Raw genomic sequence first — 15285 nt, 5'->3', positions numbered from 1 at the left:
AGACGTGGATTTCCGGTAGTACCGTGAAATAAAGGTTCAGGCCGCGGAGGCAGTTTGTATGGCATTGAAGGTCAAGATTGAAAGACCGGCTACGCGGCGTGGATGGAAGCCAATCGTGATTCGAACGACACTGGCTGTGATTGCGGCGGGAACTCTAGTCTTTTTTGCTGTCTTTGGCTTCTACTACTTCCGATACGGAAGCATCGTTGATGAACGGCTGAAGCATCCGGTTTTTGCTACGACGGCAAAGATCTATGCTGCTCCACGTGAAGTGCGCATTGGACAGAAGCTCAATGAACCGGAAATCGTCAACGAGCTTCGCCAGGCTGGCTATACACCTGAGAACGATTCGAAGCCTTCTCCTCTGGGGACGTTTGGAGAAAGCTCGGATTCTGTCGCGGTGCATCCGGGACCACAGAGCTACCATGCTCCAGACAGTGCGACGATCCGTTTCAGCGACGGCGTGGTTTCAGCGCTGGTAGATGACAAGGGGCAAGCGCTCTCAAGCTATGAGTTGGAACCTCTGCTGATTACGGGTTTGAGTGAAGACACGAACCGCACGAAACGCCGGTTGCTGACGTTTGATGAGATCCCTTCAAACCTGGTGAATGCCGTACTGGCGATCGAGGACCGGCGATTCTTCGATCATGGCGGCGTGAATTACTTCAGCATCATGAGCTGGGGTTACCACGATCTGATTGGCGATCGAAAGCACAAAGGTGGGGCTTCTACGCTGACGATGCAGTTGGCGAAGCTACTGTTTCTCTCCGACAACGGAACGATCAAGTACAAGCTTATCCAGATCATGGTGGCGTTTCATCTGGAGCATCACTTCGATAAGAAGCAGATCTTTGAGATGTATGCTAACCAGATCAATCTGGGACAGCAGGGCAGCTTTGCCATTGATGGATTTGGCGAGGCGGCGCAGGCGTATTTTGGCAAGGATGTGAAGCAGCTTGATCTTGCGCAGTGCGCGATGCTGGCGGGGATCATTCAGCGACCGAACTACTTCAATCCGTATCGCCACGCCGAACGAACGATGGAGCGGCGCAATCTAGTGCTGGACTCGATGGTGGAGACGGGTGCGATTACGAAAGATCAGGCAGAGGCTGCAAAAGCAGAGTCACTGAAGGTTTCACCGCAGAGCGTGGATGCGAGTGACGCTCCGTATTTTGTGGACCTGGTGCACGAGCAGTTGAACCAGAAGCTGGGCGATCGCGACTTCAATCGCGAGGGTCTGCACATTTACACGTCGCTCGATCCGGACCTGCAGCGCGCAGCTACATGGGCAGTGGATAACACCATGCATGTAGTCGATGAGCAGGTGGACAAGCTGTACGCACGACACCATAAGAACGAAAAAGCGGAAGGCGGCGTACCGACCTATCCTCAGGTAGCTCTGGTGGCGCTCAATCCTCATACTGGGCAGGTGCTGGCGCTGGTGGGAGGACGCAGCTACGGCATGAGCCAGTTGAACCACGCGGTCGCCAATCGACCGACAGGCTCAATCTTCAAGCCTTTTGTGTATGCTTCGGCGTTCAATACTTCGATCGATGGAACGATGCTGCCTGGGCATGATGAGCTGTTTTCGCCGATCACGATTTTGAACGATGAGCAGACGACATATGACGTGGGTACGCAGGAGTACACACCGCATAACGATGGCGATAAGTACTATGGCGATGTGACGGCGCGATTTGCGCTGCAAATGTCACTCAACAATGCGACGATTGGGCTAGCTTCCCTAGTGGGCTTTGATAAGGTCGCGGCATTGGCCAGATCGGCTGGGGTGAAGAGTGTACGGGCAACACCTGCCATGGCTATTGGCGCGTACAGTGCTACGCCGATGGAGATGGCGGGAGCGTACACGATCTTTGCCAATGGCGGGCTGCATCTGGATCCGTGGATGGTGGCGAGTGTGAGAACACCGTCTGGTGATGTGATCGAGGACTACTCGCCGACATCGAAGCAGTTGCTCGATCCTCGGGTAGCCTATCTCACTACGAACCTGATGCAGAACGTGATTGCTTCGGGAACAGGCAACGAAGTGCGGCGTCGCGGATTCATGGCTCCGGCAGCGGGCAAGACCGGAACGAGCCATGATGCGTGGTTTGCCGGATACACCAGCAATCTGCTGTGCGTGGTGTGGGTGGGCAACGACGACTACACCGACATCAAGATTGAGGGCGCGCATGCTGCTGCGCCGATCTGGGCCGAGTTCATGAAGAAGGCGATCCAGTTGCCGCAGTACTCGGATACGCATGACTTCAATGTGCCGTCGGGTGTGCAGATGGTGCAGGTTGACAAGATTTCGAATCTGCCGACGGATGGAACGTGTTCAGGCGAGACGTACACGGCGGCATTTCTAGACGGGACAGTGCCGACTGAGACTTGCTCGCATCCGAATCCTCCGGATAAGCGAAACTTCCTGCAAAAAATCTTCGGTTTGGGTGATAAAAAACCAGGAACTTAACGCGTTGGGCGGCGGGCGTGTGTAAAAATCCAGCGGAGGGAAAATGGATGATTACACTGAAAGACGCAAAACGCATTATCGAGGCCGCCGAAGTCAAAGCAGCCGAGATTGGTCAACCCATGAACATCGCTGTCGCTGATGCGGGCGGCAACCTGATTGCCCATGCGCGCATGGATGGAGCCTGGATCGGAAGCATCGATATCTCGATCAAGAAGGCCTATACGTCGCGGGCTTTTGACATCGCAACTAAAGACCTCGCCACGCATTCCCAGTCAGGCGGACAGTTCTTTGGTATTCATGCTTCGAATGATGGAAAGATCATGATCTTTGCCGGAGGTATTCCGCTGAAGCAGGATGGCAAGGTAGTGGGTGCGATTGGCGTGAGCGGCGGCTCCGGTGACCAGGATCATGCGGTGGCTGAAGCTGGAGCGGCGGCGCTGTAACGATTCGATACCGAAATTTCTAACGGATTACAAAGCCTCGTCTGGAGCAAGCTACTCCAGCGGGGCTTTTTGTTTCTTGTCTCGTGGTGGATTGGCAGTTTGCCCAACAGGTTGCGGAGTGGCTGTAGATAACGGCTGGCAGACGGGGCACCAGTACGTGCTGCGGGCATTGGGTTGCTGCAGCGCTCTCTGGATCGTTGTGCTACAGCGACGGCAGGGTTCACCTTTGCGGCCGTAGACCCATAAGCTGTCACCTGGATCAGCGCTGTGGGTGGTGCGGCGCTGTTTGCCGCTGAAGGTGACGACGAGGTCGCCGGAGTCTTCGAGGACGTTGGCGGCGAGGAGTTTCTGTGCGGCGGCGACTAGCTTTTTGATCTGTGTGTCGGTGAGGGTGTCGACTTTGCGAAAGGGGCTTATGCGCTCCAGGAAACAGATCTCAGATTTGAAGACGTTGCCGACGCCAGCGAGAACGTCCTGGCGGACGAGGGCGTTGCCTAGCTCTTCCCTGCCGTGCTTCTGCAGACGCTCGACGGCGGCTTTCGCGTCGAAGTCTTCGCTGAGGACGTCGCGCTCGGTTTGGGGGATCTTCTTGTCGCGGGTGAGAGTCTGTGGCGTGTGTAGACGGGCGACAGGGATGCGGAAGCCGACGGCGACGAAATCAGCGGTCTCGATGAGGATGCGCATGTTGGCACGGCTGTCTTGCCATGGCTCGCCGAGGCGGTAGATGTGCCAGCTGCCGCTCATGAGCATGTGGGTGGCTAAGATGCGTTCGGACCCGGCACGTTCGGATGTGCTGTCCTTGGGATCGGCGAAGTGCATCAACAGATATTTGCCGCGGGCTTCGACTTTGGTGATGATCTGGCCAGTGAAGGGGTGCTGGTCGTTGGCGCTGGCTAGTTGGGCGTATTCGCTGTGAAAGCGGGTGACGGTCTTGCCGACAAGCGCGCGGCTTAGGGTGCGGGCGGTGCGGAAGATTGTGTCGCCTTCGGGCATAGTCAGGGGTCAGAGAATAGAGATCAGAGATCAGTACAACAGATTCTCCATCGGGGATGACAGCCAGAAAAGCACATTTGTGATGCGGGATGAGTGCCCTCGATGAGAGCTGCGGTTTAACACAAAGCAAGAGGCCCCTCAGTCAGTCATGCTGAAGGGCCTCTCGGTACTGGAGTAACGCGCGCCGCCTGATAAACATTTCCGATTTTATCGCGAACTTGCCGCGCGTATACTTACCTGAAACTTGCGAGGAAATCGGAGGAACCATGCGCATGGAAGACCTGAGCGTTGCAAGAAGCTCTTTTTCCAAATCAGGTTTTGCAGTGAGATGGGCTTTCGCAGCGCTTTGGTTTCTGCTATCTGAATGTCAAATTATCTGGTTTCGGAAATCTAGCACATCCCCCGGGCTTTTCGGCGAGCTTGGCATCCATTTCTTCCTTTTGGTTCCCGCGATTATTACATACCTTTTGTGGACAAAGATTCGTGGGCTGGAGCTTGGAGACGAACTTGCCCCTCGAACTGCAACCGTCCTTAAGAAAGAAGTTTCTAGTCAACTTGCATTCACATATGCTGCAATCTACAGCATTCTCATGTTCATCAGTTGATTAGAGTCCCTTAACCAGTTCACTACTCGGGCCTAGTAAGCGCTGGACGGTTCTTGGCTGCTTCCTGTGGTGAGAGACGCGGCGATGCGCTGCCGGTCTGCGTCGCGTAGCCGATGCGTGGGGGTTGGCTGGTGGGGCGGCGGAGGTTCATGCCTAGTGGGCTCTTGTGGAAGCCTGCGTTCTGGAGGGCTTGAGCGAAGGGGTGCAGCGAGACGGGCAGACCGTTGATGGTACTGATGAGGTAGCCGCTGTGGTGGCTGCCGGATTGATCGCGCTCGAGGCGGTCGAGACCTTCTTTGGCGAGGAACTGAGCCAGGCCTTCCGCGATGCGGGAGCGCTCGGGTTCTTCGGCGGGGAGGAAGACGAGCAGGTTGGGATTGCCGCGGCGGAGCCACGCGACGAGGCGGCCTTCACAGAGGACTACCTGGGCGTATGCGGCGCGTGTCAGCGTCCGGGGCGCTGTCTCCGTGTCTTCCGCTTCTGGAGGGAGTTCGGGCCATTTCAGGGTTGAGCCGTAGGGGTTGGCGGGGTCAGTGGCGGCGAGGAGGAGGAACTCCTGCTTTTCTTCTTCGGCGGGGAAGGCGCTGGCCGGATTGCGCAGGGAGCGGAGGAGGTCGACGGCGGCGGGGAGAGCGAATTGGGTGGCTCCGAGGCCGGCGACGAAGTAGCCGCGGCGGATGCGGCCGGATTCTTCAAGGGCTTTAAGAACAGGGTAGATGGCGGAGAAGCCGCCGGGGATGTTTTCGGCTGCGGCGCATTCGCGGAGGAGGATGCCGTAGCGGTGGAGGAGCTGAAGGGTGAGGGCATGGGTGGATTCGGTGGTGGAGGGAAAGCTCGCCTCAGGGGCTAAAGCCCCTTCTGGAACTGTTGTCATGATGCCGGGGCTGAAGCCCCGGCCTACCAAGTCCGCTCGTTTTGTAACGCCTGCATTCTCAGCGCTTCCTCCGACTCGTTGCAGTCCCGGCAAAAGTGACCAGCGGCCCTGGGCGGTAGCGGGGACGGTGCGGCGGCTGCGGAAATTGGCGCGCTGTGCCTGGCTTGAGTGGTCGCGGCGCTGGGTGCGGCCAGAGTCGGGGCGGAAGACGTAGGCGCGGAGCGGGTGGAAGCTGTCATTAGTGACAAGGCCGCGCCAGACGAGGGACCAGAGAGCGTCGAGGGATTCGCCGGGGTAGCCGCCGCCTACCGAGTCATGAAGCTGGGTAAAGAAGCTGGCGCCGGATTGGCGGAGGGTGGCGAGAAGCTGCGCTTCCCTTTCGGTCATGGGGGTGTCGTTGGGGCGCGGGAGGGCGAGGAGGGGGAGCTTGTCGGCGAGGTAGAGAGCAATGCGGCCGTCGTGCTCGCCGAGTGGCTCGACGCCGGACCAGGCGACTTCGCCAGCGGCGATGAGCGTATCCAGATCGCCGGGCTGGTAATTGGCGATGCGGGCGGGGAGGATGCTGGTCTCGAGGAGCGAGGCGGGGAGCGGCGCGCCTTGCAGGTTTTCGATGACATCGAGGAGGGCGTCCATACCGCGGCGCGGGGTGAGCAGGCCCTGCCAGTGGGTGAGGAAGCGGGCTAGGGTCTGCTGCTCGACTGGCTCGACCTCTTTGCGGAGTTTGGCTAGGGATTTGCGGCGGATCTGGCGAAGGATTTCGGCGTCGATCCACTCTCGACTTTGGTCACGATGGAGGCCGACGGGACGGAAGCCGCCCTCAACGATGCGGTCTTCGGCGACGAGCTGATTGAGGGTTTGTTCGACCTGAGCGGGGTCGAGGGCAAAGCGGCGGGCGACTTCTTCGAGCGTGAAAGGACCGTGGGTGCGGGCGTAGCGGCGGGTCAGCTCAAGGATGGGCTGGGCGACGGGTTCGAGAAGCGCGACAGGGATGCCGGGCGGGAGCGGGATGCCGAGGCCGTCGCGGTAGCGGGCGGAGTCTTCGATGGCGATGATGCGTTTTTCGCCTGCGATACGGATCTCGAGGAGGCGGCGGGTGCGAATTAAGCGGTCGATGAATTCGAGAACATCGGGGCCGGTGACGCGGAAGGCTAGCTCTTCACGGCTGAGATCTCCGAGGCGGAGGAGCATGTCGTGCAGGGTGTCGGCGGAGCGGGCGCGGTACGGGTCGACGAGGCACTGCTGCTGTTCTTCGACCTCTGCCATCGCATCGCCGTCGAGTAGCTCGCGGAGGTCAGCGTCGCCGAGGAGTTCACGGAGCTGGTCCTGGTCGATAGTGAGGGCCTGGGCGCGGCGCTCCGCGAGTGGAGCATCGCCATCGTAGAGGAAATTGGCAACGTAGCTGAAGAGGACGGATGAGGCGAAAGGCGACGGTGTGCGGGTATCGGCGATGTGGACGCGAAGCTGGCGTTGCTCGATGGCGCGAAGAGTTTCGATGAGTGCGGGCATGTCGAAGACGTCGCGGAGACACTCGCGATAGGCTTCGAGGAGGATGGGAAAGCCGGGGTAGCGGGAGGCGACGCTGAGCAGATCGTAGGCGCGCTTGCGCTGTTGCCAGAGCGGGGAACGGCCATCGGCGCGGCGGCGTGGAAGCAGCAGGGCGCGGCCGGCTGCCTCACGGAAGCGACCGGCGAAGAGAGCGGTGGTGCCGAGCTGGCGGAGGACGAGATTCATGGCTTCGGCGGACTCGACCATGAACCAGTCTGTACTGGGGGGCTCGTCGGAGTCGGGGAAGCGGAGGACGAAGCCATCGTCGCCCCAGAGCATTTCGACGTCAGGACCTCCAGCGGCGCGCAGGCGGCCTGCGACGGCCATGGCCCACGGGATATGGATGCGGCGGCCGAAGGGGGTGAGGACGCAGACGCGCCAGTCACCGAGCTCATCGCGGACGCGCTCGATGACGATATTGCGGTCGTCGGAGACAATGCCGGTTGCTTCGGCCTGGTCGGCGAGGAAGCGCATGAGGTTTTCTGCGGCACCGGGATCGAGATCGTGGTCGCGGACAAGACGTGTGAGAGCGGCGGGCAGCGGCATGGCCTGCAGCTCGCGGACCATGGCGCCGATGCGGCGGCCAAATTCGAGCGGGCGGCCTGCTCCGTCGCCTTTCCAGAAGGGCATTTTGCCGGGCTCGCCGGGGGCGGGAGAGACGAGGACGCGGTCGTGGGTGATCTCGTCGATACGCCAAGTGGTGGCGCCGAGGATGAAGGTTTCGCCGGGGCGGGATTCGAAGACCATCTCTTCATCGAGCTCGCCGACGCGGTGGGCTTTGCCTTCACTGCCGGAGAGGAAGACGCCGTAGAGGCCACGGTCGGGGATGGTGCCGGCGTTGAGGATGGCGAGACGAGCTGCGCCCTGACGGGCGGAGACGACGTTGCGGATGCGGTCCCAGGTGAGGCGGGGGCGAAGCTCGGCGAACTCGTCGGAGGGGTAGCGACCGCTGAGGAGGTCGAGGACGCCTTCGAAGGCGGAGCGGGTGAGCGCGCCGAAGGGGGCGGGGCTGCGGACGATGCGGTAGAGATCGTCTACGGGAACTTCGGGGGTGGGTTCGAGGGATGAATCTGAGGCAGCCGCTGGATCCCCGGTCTCAAAGGCGAGACCGGGGGCACCCGCATTCTTTCTTACCGCGCGCTTCTTCGTCTTCTCGGGTGGGGGCAGGTTGGGGGGATGGGCGACGATGGCGACGATTTGCTGAGCGAGGACGTCGATAGGATTGCGAGGGTAGCGGGTGGACTCGATGTGCAGCTCGTGCATGGCGCGGGTGACGGCTGCACAGGCGATGAGGTCGGCGCGGTATTTGGGGAACAGGACGCCTTCGCTGACCGCTCCTACTGAGTGGCCGGCGCGGCCGATGCGCTGCATGCCTGCGGCTACGGATGGGGGTGATTCGATCTGGATGACGAGGTCGACGGCCCCCATATCGATGCCGAGTTCAAGAGTAGATGTGGCACAGAGGGCTTTGAGCTTGCCGGCTTTGAGCTGTTCTTCGATGACGAGGCGCTGCTCGGCTGCGAGCGAGCCGTGATGGGCGCGAACGAGCTCTTCGCCTGCCAGTTCGTTGAGGGCTCCGGCGAGGCGCTCGGCGGTCTGGCGGGCGTTGACGAAGAGGATGGTGGAGTTGCGCTCCTGGATGATTTCGAGAAGGCGCGGATGGATGGCGTTCCAGATGGAGACGCGTTTGGGAGCTTGCGACGCTGGACCGGAGGGGATGGCTTCGATGTCGCCGAGGCGGGCCATGTCTTCAACGGGGACTTCGATGCGGAGCTTGAGCTGCTTGGGGGCGCTGGCGTTGACGATGGTGACGGGGCGGTAGTGGATGTTGGAGGTTTCAACGACGTCAGCGGACCAGGATTCCGTGGCTTCGGGGGAGAGGGTGTCGATTGTGGTTTCTTCGGGTGTTTGGACGGGCCGTGTAAAGCTCGCCTCAGGGGCTGAAGCCCCTTCTGTATCTGCCAGGGCAATGCCGGGGCTGAAGCCCTGGCCTACCTGATGGGCGTCCAAATCTGCTTGTACAAGATCTAAGCCTACCTGCACGGCATGATTAAGTTCGGTTTTTGGCGGTGGCTGTACGGGTGCTTCGACGCCGCCGAGGAAGCGGGCTACTTCTTCTAAGGGGCGCTGAGTCGCGCTGAGACCGATGCGCTGGATTCCCTTTCCGCCGCGGCGTTTGGTCAGGGCTTCGAGGCGTTCGAGGGTGAGTGCGAGATGTGCGCCCCGCTTCGTCGGGACGAGAGCATGTATCTCGTCGATGATGACTGTGTCGACAGTACGAAGTGATTCGGAGGACTGAGACGTGAGCAGCAGATAGAGCGATTCAGGGGTGGTGATGAGAATTTCTGCAGGGTTTTTGCGGAAGCGGGCGCGCTCTTTCTGAGTGGTGTCTCCGGTGCGGATGGAGATTTCGGGATCGTGGACCGACACGCCCATGCGGCGGGCCATGTTGGCAATGCCGGTGAGTGGGGAGCGAAGATTGCGTTCAACGTCAACGGCGAGAGCCTTGAGAGGAGAGACGTAGACGATGCGGCATCCCTTTGATTTTGGCGGTGATTGCAGCATCAGCCGGTCGAGACACCAGAGGAAGGCGGTGAGGGTTTTGCCGGTTCCGGTGGGGGCCAGGATCAGAGTGCTTTCGCCACGGGCAATAACTGGCCATCCGAGGCGCTGCGGAGTGGTGGGTTCTTCGAAGACTTCACGAAACCAGGCTGCAGTGACGGGGTGGAAAGCGGCGAATGGATCGGGGGAAACAATGGCCGATGCGGTGGGGTGACCATCAGGTGCTGTTTTCGAATTGGGCTTTCGTGCGGCCATCCCGTCATTTCAGGATAGTCCGCAACGAGTCTGGACGGCTGTATATTTTTCGCCTTATTTTCGCTGCATTACAACAAACTTCCCTTCTCAAGCAAGGCGTCGTGGACGGTAGTAACAGGTGCCTCCAGATAAGTTAGCTGTCCAAATGGCTGGATCTGCTGGTTGTTCACTGGAGCCGAGGAAGAGCGCGCCTTGCGGTGCGAGCAAACGATGGACATTGGACAATAGCCTGCGGCGCGTCTCCTGCGAAAAATAGAGCATGACGTTGCGCAAGAAGATGATGTCGAAAGGTTCTGAAAATGGCAATGTCGATGCGCATAGATTGGCTTCGCGGAAGTTGCAGAGGCGTCGTATTTCGGGTTTGACGGTCCAGTCTTCACCCTCGTGGGTGAAGAAGCGCACGATGTTGCGCGCAGGCAAGCCGCGGTTCATTTCGATACGGTGATAAGTGCCGAATGAGGCGCGCTGCACGACTTCGCTGGAGATATCGGTGCCTTCAATCACGATGTTCCGTGTGCTCACAGACGGAAAGTGCTCAAGCAGAAGCATGGCGAGGGAATAGGCCTCCTGGCCTGTGGAACAGGCCGCGCTCCAGATGCGCAGAGACCGCGCGTGACGGCGCGCCTCGATCAGCGGCGGCAACAGCTCTTTACGCAATAGCTCGAAAGGACGGATGTCGCGGAAGAAGCTGGTTTCATTGATGGTCATGGCCTCGGCGATGGCGCGCTCCATTGATGGATTGCGACGCATCTGCAGAGAGGCGACGAGATCAGCGAGACCGGTAATTCCCTGGCTGCGAAGTAGTTTGGAGAGACGTGTTTCAAAGAGATAGTCCCGCGAGGGATCGAGGACGTTTTGCGTTTGTTCGTAAACGATCTGGCGCAGGAAACTAAGGTCGAGATGCGAAGCGGGCGCGGTTGCTGTAACCGATGGTGCGGCGCCGGGTATGAACGGTCTTGTAAAGACGGAAGAACTCACGGCGTCACACAACCGATTCTCGAAGCTCGACGGCTTCGCGTTGGCTGCGGCTGGTAAACCGCAGGATTTCCGTTGCAATTGCACTCAGAGGAAGAATGCGATTGGCGAGCCCTGCCTGAGCGATGGCTCCTGGCATTCCCCATACCGCGCTTGTGTCCTGGTCTTGTGCAAAGACCGTGCCCCCATACTGGCGAATGAGACGGCTGCCTGCGAGTCCGTCATAGCCCATTCCAGTAAGCACGAGCGCTAGAATGCGAGGACCATAGACAGTAACGGCAGACCGAAAGAGCACGTCAACGGATGGACGGCAGTGGTTGACCGGTTCATCGCTGGTGAGACGAAGGGCCGCAGGTGGAATATCGACGGGAGTTGTGAGGGTCGCGGTCGCGGCTACTTCCATGTGGCGACCGCCTTGCGCGATGTAAATGTGTCCAGGGCGAATCGGCTCTCCGGCTGCAGCTTCGCGAACGCGTAGTGGACAACGGCTGTTGAGACGCTCTGCGAGCAGGCGCGTGAAAAGCTCTGGCATGTGCTGCACGACCAGGATGGGCAGGGGGAAATCTGCTGGAATCTCAGGCAGGATGAGGTCGAGAGCTGCGGGGCCGCCGGTGGAGACGCCGATGAGAACTGCGGCCGGGGAAAGGTTCGTGGGTTGAGCCGGCGGGTTGTTTGCGGATATCGCAGCGGCTGCTATGGAAGGTAGTGGGGCGAATACCCGCGATCCGGCGGGGAAAACCGGAGAAGTTGATTGCTGCTCGGAAACATCGGTTGCCGTGGAGGTGAGAGCGAGAATTTTTGGAATGAGATCGTGGGCCAGCGTACTTGCTGCGGCTTCGCGAGAGGACTGACCCGATGGTTTCGCGACGTAATCCGCGGCTCCGCAGGCAAGAGCCTCGATGGTGATTTTTGCGCCGCGGTGCGTGAGAGTGCTGCACATGATGACGGGCACGCGGCTGTTGCGCGCGCGAAGCTGGCGCAGGGTGCTGAGACCATCCATGATTGGCATCTCGACATCGAGCAAGATTAGGTCGGGCCGTAGCAACTCCGCAGCGCGCAGGCCGGATGCGCCATCGGATGCAGTACCGGCGAGCTCCAGACGCGAATCGGTACTGAGAACCGAGCGTAACAGTGAGCGCATGACGGCTGAATCATCGACGATTAGGATGCGGGCGGGACGCGAGAAGCCGGACAATCAGACCTCCGCCAGGCCCAGCATGACGAGCTTTTCGGTCAAGGCTTCGTTATCGAATGGCTTCATCAGATATTCGTCCGCGCCGGCATCGAGTGAACGGGTGATGAAGTCGTCTTCTGCCTCGGTGGTGACCATCATGACTTTTACATTCGAGTAGCCCTCGGCGCGCATGTTCCTCAGCATGGCGAGACCGTCCATGATGGGCATGTTCCAGTCGACTAACGCCAGGTCGAAGGGGCCGTGTTCATGAAGCTGAGTAAGACCAGCGTTGCCGTCAGCGGCTTCTTCACACTCGATGCCCTTGATTTCGAGCAGGCCGCGAAGATAGTCGCGTACAAAACGAGAGTCATCGACAATCAATGCACGCATCGTTCCCCTCCGCATGTTGAAGCGCATTCCGAATAGCGACTCAAGCAGCAGCCCCAAGACGCATGGGATCGAGACGTTCTGGATCGAGCATGATCAGCAGCCCCTGGGGCAGCTTGCATGCTCCGGCAAAGATCTCCTGGCGGCGCGTGTCGAGAATGGACGGATTTGGCTCGCGATCTGCTGCCGATATGGTCAGCACTTCTCCTACCGAATCGACCAGCAGGCCAAAACAGCTGCCTTTGTTTTCAAGAACCATGATGTCCTGGCGCCCCTCCGTTGCCGGTAGACCGAGAAGCTGGCGCATACTTACGGTCGTGAGGACCTCGCCGCGATAGTGCAGCAGTCCGCCTACGAATACCGGAGCCAGAGGCACGGCGTGCGGATGGGTATTTCCGACGATTTCAAGGATGTGCGTAATAGGTACGCCGAAGAGCGTGGAACCGACATGCACGGAGCATATTTCCATCATCTTTGCAGAGGGGCCGTCTTTACGTAGTGCGATCGATTTCTTGCCGGTCATGCGAGCGTCTCCTCATAACTGTTTGCTGAGCTTTGCCATGAGCTGGCGGCCTGCGCGGCAAGAGGCAATGGCTCGATGGCGCCGAGATCGACGATGCCGGTGACGTGATCGTTGAGTAGCGTGACGCCTGCGGCAGCGCGATGCGTGCCTGCTTCCACAAGATCGTTGCCCGCGGCAACATCGAGTACGTTGCCGACAGCGATGCCGACCTGACGATTGCCCTCGCGACAGACGACTATAGTGAGCGGCAGATCGGGATTGGCGGCTGCCGTAGCGAGAACACCTGCGGAATCTTCGACCGGCAATAGTTGCCCCTCGAAGTTGAGCACAGGGCGATATCCGATGTACTCGATGCGCGAGACCGGGATGCGCTCGATGCGCAGGACTTCTCCGAGAGGAACTGCGGCGCGGCGTTGTGCTGCCTCGACGAGAAGGAATCGGGACTTCATTGCGTCCTCCTCTTCTTCAAGTATTTCGATATCTTCTTGCACGGTGCTCAGGGACACTCCTGCGCGAATTGCGATGGCTCCGGGATCGAGAATCAGGGCCAGGTCGCCATTGCCGAGAACCGTAGCGCCGGAATAGATGCCGATCGATTTAAGGACCGTGCTGAGAGGCTTGACGACAATCTCCTCCGGATCGGCAAGACCATCGACGACCAGGCCATACATGCGGCCATCTGCATCAAGAACCGCGATGAAGTGATCGCGTTGGGGGAGCGAGGCTGCGTCTGGCGTATGAGTAGCGATTGCTGCATGACCGTTGACCGGTTTGCGCTCAGACAACATGCGATCCAGAAAGATCAGCGGCAGAAGTTGACCACGCAGACGATAAAGTGGCGCGCCTTCCATCCACTCGATGGCACTGGAGATTCGCTCAGGTGGAATATGCACGAGCTCGGAAAGAACACCTTGCGGGAGAGCAAAGCTCTGGCCGAGGCAGCGAACGATAAGAGCGGGAATGATGGCGAGCGTGAGTGGTATGCGCAGACGAAGCGTTGTGCCTTTGCCAGGGCGTGAATCGATCTCGACCTTGCCGCCGATCTTTTCTACGTTGGTGCGGACGACGTCCATGCCCACGCCGCGTCCGCTGACGTTGGTGATTGCGGCGGCCGTGGAGAAGCCGGGAAGGAAGATGAGCTGGAGCAACTCCCGTTCGCTGAGATGTGCAGCGCGCTCGGCTGTGATGAGGCTACGCTCGATGGCTTTGTCGCGAACCTTCTCAACGGAGATGCCGCCACCGTCATCGGAGACTTCAATGATGACGTGGCCGCTCTCCTGATAGGCGCGCAGCTTGAGTGTGCCCTCTGGATCTTTGCCGAGAGCGATGCGCTTTTCAGGTGGCTCGATGCCGTGGTCGAGGGAGTTGCGAACGGCGTGCGTGAGAGGGTCTTTGATGGCTTCGAGCAGGCTCTTATCGAGCTCGGTTTCCTGCCCCTCAAGCACGAGCTTCACTCTACGATTGAGAAGCTGCGTGAGGTCGCGAACAATGCGCGGGAATTTCGAAAAGACGCTCGATACGGGCTGCATGCGCGCCTTCATGACGGACTCGCGCAGGTCGGCTGTAACCATATCGAGGCGCCGCGAGAGCATGGTGAATGCGGGATCGGCACCTGTGGCCTGAAGAATCTGATTACGCGTGAGCACAAGCTCGCCGACGAGGTTCATCATGCGGTTGAGCAATGTGATATCGACGCGCAGGGTGCTTTCAGAGGCTGCACTCTGCCGCGGACGAGATGTTTCGGCTGCCTCGGATTTCAGCGCATCGTTCTCGGCGGCAGCAGCGGATTGTGATGGAGGAGGGGGCGCGGTATCGGGCTCTTGAAGTGCGGGCGGCGAAGCCTTGGCGCTCGTGTGTGTAAGGGTGGTATTGGCTTCGATGACCAGGGCGGGGCGGTTAACGTTAGTTGCAGAATGCAGCGCGTCGCCCGGGTGCTGCAGCTCATGCATGAGCGCGATGAGCTCGGAGTCGTTGACTTCCTCATCCGTCTCGCCTTCAAGGCCACTGGACTCGATGATACTGAGGATCGAGCGCAGAGCATCGAGCAGCTGCAGAAGTCCGGTGATGACCGGCTGAGAAGCAGAGAGCTTGCCGTCGCGCAGGGCGCCGAGCAGGTTTTCTCCGGCGTGGGCGAGCTTTTCAAGCCGCTTAAAGCCAAGGAAGCCGGTGGTGCCCTTGATGGTATGGACGGAACGAAAGATATCGCTCAGAAGGTTTGTGTCGCCGGGACGTTCCTCGAGATCGGTGAGGCAGCGTTCCATGCGGTCCAGGCCTTCCTGGCTTTCAATCAGAAACTCGCGTGTCAGATCATCCATGGTTCATCCGATGGCACCCGCTCTGCTCTTGAACCACCCGAATACAGAAGGCTGGTCTTAGTGGATACAGGGGTTTTATCGGAGGGTTGAAATCAAACTTGAGGCGCGCGAAGAGGAGGCATGAGCAGGCGACCGAGCAGATGGGAAGTGCGTTTCCGTTT

Annotated in this window: 10 protein-coding genes; 3 read left to right on the top strand and 7 right to left on the bottom strand. The window is 59.6% G+C overall.

All coding sequences use genetic code 11. The features are described from left to right. The first annotated feature begins 58 nt into the window (after window positions 1-58). Window positions 59-2473, top strand: coding sequence for a transglycosylase domain-containing protein (locus OHL22_RS24445; protein ID WP_263342477.1), 2415 nt, complete (start codon window positions 59-61; stop codon window positions 2471-2473). A gap of 47 nt (window positions 2474-2520) precedes the next feature. Further along, window positions 2521-2916, top strand: a complete 396-nt coding sequence (locus OHL22_RS24440) for a GlcG/HbpS family heme-binding protein (RefSeq protein ID WP_263342475.1) — start codon at window positions 2521-2523, stop codon at window positions 2914-2916. A 51-nt stretch (window positions 2917-2967) separates the two neighbouring features. Here OHL22_RS24440 and OHL22_RS24435 read toward each other — a convergent pair whose 3' ends face one another. Continuing rightward, a complete protein-coding gene (locus tag OHL22_RS24435; RefSeq protein ID WP_263342474.1) occupies window positions 2968-3909 on the bottom strand; it encodes an Fpg/Nei family DNA glycosylase in 942 nt (313 codons plus the stop codon). A 272-nt stretch (window positions 3910-4181) separates the two neighbouring features. Here OHL22_RS24435 and OHL22_RS24430 point away from each other — a divergent pair, with 272 nt between their 5' ends. Continuing rightward, window positions 4182-4514 (top strand): hypothetical protein, encoded by a 333-nt coding sequence (locus tag OHL22_RS24430; protein WP_263342471.1) that lies wholly within the window; start codon window positions 4182-4184, stop codon window positions 4512-4514. A gap of 22 nt (window positions 4515-4536) precedes the next feature. Here OHL22_RS24430 and OHL22_RS24425 read toward each other — a convergent pair whose 3' ends face one another. From OHL22_RS24425 to OHL22_RS24400, 6 genes are all read right to left on the bottom strand, one after another. Continuing rightward, window positions 4537-9750 (bottom strand): Lhr family helicase, encoded by a 5214-nt coding sequence (locus tag OHL22_RS24425; RefSeq protein ID WP_263342468.1) that lies wholly within the window; start codon window positions 9748-9750, stop codon window positions 4537-4539. A gap of 87 nt (window positions 9751-9837) precedes the next feature. After that, window positions 9838-10728 carry a CheR family methyltransferase gene (locus tag OHL22_RS24420; RefSeq protein ID WP_263342467.1) on the bottom strand — a complete coding sequence of 297 codons (891 nt, stop codon included), beginning with the start codon at window positions 10726-10728 and terminating at the stop codon, window positions 9838-9840. 4 nt (window positions 10729-10732) lie between these two features. Further along, window positions 10733-11920: a protein-glutamate methylesterase/protein-glutamine glutaminase gene (locus tag OHL22_RS24415; protein WP_263342465.1), complete on the bottom strand. Its 1188-nt coding sequence runs from the start codon at window positions 11918-11920 to the stop codon at window positions 10733-10735. After that, window positions 11921-12289 carry a response regulator gene (locus tag OHL22_RS24410; protein WP_263342464.1) on the bottom strand — a complete coding sequence of 123 codons (369 nt, stop codon included), beginning with the start codon at window positions 12287-12289 and terminating at the stop codon, window positions 11921-11923. Window positions 12290-12329: 40 nt separating this feature from the next. Continuing rightward, window positions 12330-12809, bottom strand: coding sequence for a chemotaxis protein CheW (locus tag OHL22_RS24405; RefSeq protein ID WP_263342462.1), 480 nt, complete (start codon window positions 12807-12809; stop codon window positions 12330-12332). Further along, window positions 12806-15124 carry a chemotaxis protein CheW gene (locus tag OHL22_RS24400; RefSeq protein ID WP_263342461.1) on the bottom strand — a complete coding sequence of 773 codons (2319 nt, stop codon included), beginning with the start codon at window positions 15122-15124 and terminating at the stop codon, window positions 12806-12808. The genes OHL22_RS24405 and OHL22_RS24400 overlap by 4 nt, the downstream gene beginning before the upstream one ends. Between the last annotated feature and the right edge of the window lie 161 nt (window positions 15125-15285).

The sequence above is a fragment of the Acidicapsa dinghuensis genome (assembly GCF_025685685.1).
Lineage (GTDB): Bacteria > Acidobacteriota > Terriglobia > Terriglobales > Acidobacteriaceae > Acidicapsa > Acidicapsa dinghuensis.
Note: the sequence above shows the minus strand (reverse complement) of the source record. Positions and strands in the feature narration are given on the sequence as shown.